Origin of the sequence: Parasynechococcus sp. (assembly GCF_042954325.1) — a bacterium.
GTDB lineage: Bacteria > Cyanobacteriota > Cyanobacteriia > PCC-6307 > Cyanobiaceae > Parasynechococcus.
Genome location: NZ_JBGKDS010000052.1, coordinates 1 through 2,707, shown reverse-complemented (window position 1 = coordinate 2,707; position 2,707 = coordinate 1). Strand labels below are relative to the sequence as shown.

Genomic DNA, 2,707 nt, shown 5'->3' with positions numbered 1-2,707 from the left:
GAGGAAGTGTTGGAGTTGCTTGATCACCAGCGGTTGCAAACGGTAATACACCCATCGTCCACTCTGGCGATCCATCACCAGACCGCACTGCTTCAGAACCTTGAGGTGAAACGAGAGGCGCGACTGCGCTAAGCCCAGATCTGTCATGAGCTCGCAGACACAGAGCTCATCATGGGCGAGAGCTTCGATGATCTTGAGGCGATTGGGATCCGAAAGAGCTTTGAACAAGCTGATCGCCACGCTGGATCCAGAGGCCTTGAGAGCTGAGGTCATCATCAGACGGAACTGACCGGCCGCTACAGGGGTAATCCAAGCTACCGAGGGAGGGCAACAAGGAACTTGCAACAACCAACATTGATGCATCAAGATTGGTTGATTGGTTTCCCGTCAGGAGTGGTCTGTCCCCATGCGCATTGGCATCAATGGTTTTGGACGTATCGGCAGGCTGGTCTTCCGCGCTCTCTACGGACGGCCTGGAATCGAACTGGTTCAGATCAATGATCCAGCTGGCAGTGCCGAGGCGGGGGCTCATCTACTCGAATTCGACTCCGTTCATGGTCGGTGGGACGGATCCATCGAAGTTGAAGCCAATGGTTTTCGGGTCAATGGCAAACCAGTCAGCTGGTCACAGCACAGCAACCCAGCAGAAGTTGCTTGGGCTCAGCAGGGAATTGACATGGTGCTGGAAGCGAGTGGTCGCTTTAAAACCCCAGAGACGCTCAATCCTTATTTTGAAGTCTCTGCGCTGAAACGCGTGGTTGTGGCCTGTCCAGTTAAGGGAAGGATTGCAGGAGCAGAAGCCCTCAACATCGTCTACGGAATTAACCATGATCTCTACAGGCCGGATGAGCATAAATTAATAACGGCGGCCTCATGCACCACCAATTGCTTGGCTCCTGTCGTGAAAGTTGTTCATGAATCATTCGGAATCGAGCATGGAATGATCACGACAATTCACGACATCACCAATACCCAGGTCACTGTCGATGCGTACAAATCCGATCTACGCAGGGCGAGATCGGGGCTGAGTTCACTGATCCCCACTTCCACTGGCTCAGCCAAAGCCATTGCAATGATCTTTCCAGACTTGAAAGGCAAACTGAACGGACATGCCGTACGAGTGCCCCTGCTGAATGGATCCCTGACCGACGCAGTGTTTGAACTCAAACGTGATGTCACTGTCGAGGAGGTCAATGCAGCTTTTGCAGACGCTGCATCCGGCCCCCTTGCGGGAATCCTGGGTTATGAGAAACGTCCATTGGTGTCTTGCGACTACACCAATGACTGCCGCAGTGCGGTGGTTGATGCGCTGTCAACGATGGTGGTCGATGGCAGGCAATTGAAGGTCTATGCCTGGTACGACAACGAATGGGGGTACAGCTGTCGTATGGCTGATTTGGTCTGTCACGTCGTGGACATGGAACAGGGACAGAAGTAACTCATGAAACTATCCCCTCTTCAGCAATACGGAGTCGTCACAGCCAATTACTGGGCCTTCACACTCACCGACGGTGCGCTTCGCATGCTCGTGGTGTTCCACTTCCATGCACTGGGTTACAGCACGCTGGAGATTGCTTTCCTATTTCTCTTTTATGAATTCTTTGGTGTCCTCACGAACCTGTATGGAGGATGGATTGGAGCCCGCTACGGCTTGCGCCTCACTCTTTGGGCTGGAACCCTGCTTCAGATTGGGGCGCTGTTGATGCTGATGCCTGTTTCCGCAGGTTGGCCCAAACTTTTGAGTGTGATCTATGTGATGGCAGCACAGGCCATCAGCGGCATTGCCAAGGATTTGAACAAGATGAGTGCCAAGAGTGCGATCAAGACTGTCGTGCCGAATGCACGAGAGCACGCCGATCAAGGTAACCAACAATTGTTCCGCTGGGTGGCCATCCTCACAGGATCAAAAAATGCCCTCAAGGGAGTCGGCTTTTTCCTTGGCGGAGTGTTGTTGACCACCGTCGGCTTTCAGGCCGCTCTGGGGTGGATGGCCCTTGGTCTAATGGCGGGTTTCATCATGACCCTTGGTTTGCCATCGGCGATGGGCAAAATGAAGTCAAAACCAGCACTGTCATCACTTCTTGCCAAATCGGAAGGGATCAATTGGCTCTCTCTCGCCCGCTTGTTTCTGTTCGGTGCGAGAGATGTGTGGTTTGTCGTCGCCCTGCCTGTTTTTCTTGACGCTTCTCTTGGCTGGAGTTTCTCAGACATTGGCGGTTTTCTTGGCCTGTGGCTGATCGGTTATGGGGTCGTTCAAGGTTCTGCACCAGGACTGCGCCGTCTATGGGGTCAAAGGACGAGTCCAGGGGTTCAAGCGGTCCAGTTTTGGGCTGCTGTATTAACAGCCATCCCGTCGCTCATTGCGATTGCCCTCTGGCGTGATGTTGACGCATCGACCGCGATCATCGTTGGTCTGGTGAGCTTTGGAGTTGTCTTCGCGATGAATTCATCCATCCATTCGTACATGGTTCTGGCTTATACCGATCAAGAGAATGTGAGCATGAATGTCGGTTTCTACTACATGGCCAATGCCGCTGGTCGACTACTGGGCACCATGCTCTCAGGGGCTATTTTCATGCTCGGAGACACAGAAACTGCTGGAATACAGGCGTGCCTTCTGGCTTCATCCGTGCTGGTGATGGTCTCTTGGCTTAGCTCGTTAAGATTGCCCCCAGCCACTGCGAAGCCTTAGATTTTGTCAATCGGT

At 53.0% G+C, this 2,707-nt stretch carries 3 protein-coding genes; 2 read left to right on the top strand and 1 reads right to left on the bottom strand.

The window, feature by feature from the left end; translation table 11 throughout:
- Positions 1-273: ArsR/SmtB family transcription factor (locus ACGVKB_RS07575; RefSeq protein WP_392350735.1), on the bottom strand; the 273-nt coding region annotated here is incomplete at its 3' end.
- 133 nt (positions 274-406) lie between these two features.
- On the opposite strand from ACGVKB_RS07575, the gene ACGVKB_RS07570 reads away from it, so the two are divergent.
- A complete protein-coding gene (locus tag ACGVKB_RS07570; protein WP_392350733.1) occupies positions 407-1,438 on the top strand; it encodes an ArsJ-associated glyceraldehyde-3-phosphate dehydrogenase in 1,032 nt (343 codons plus the stop codon).
- Between the two features lie 3 nt (positions 1,439-1,441).
- Positions 1,442-2,692, top strand: coding sequence for an organoarsenical effux MFS transporter ArsJ (gene arsJ / locus ACGVKB_RS07565; RefSeq protein ID WP_392350731.1), 1,251 nt, complete (start codon positions 1,442-1,444; stop codon positions 2,690-2,692).
- The last annotated feature ends 15 nt before the right edge of the window (positions 2,693-2,707 follow it).

Bases quoted from the DNA above. Each gene is read 5' to 3' on its own strand.
- ACGVKB_RS07570 (WP_392350733.1), top strand. From the start codon at position 407: ATGCGCATTGGCATCAATGGTTTTGGACGTATCGGCAGGCTGGTCTTC.
- arsJ (WP_392350731.1), top strand. From the start codon at position 1,442: ATGAAACTATCCCCTCTTCAGCAATACGGAGTCGTCACAGCCAATTAC.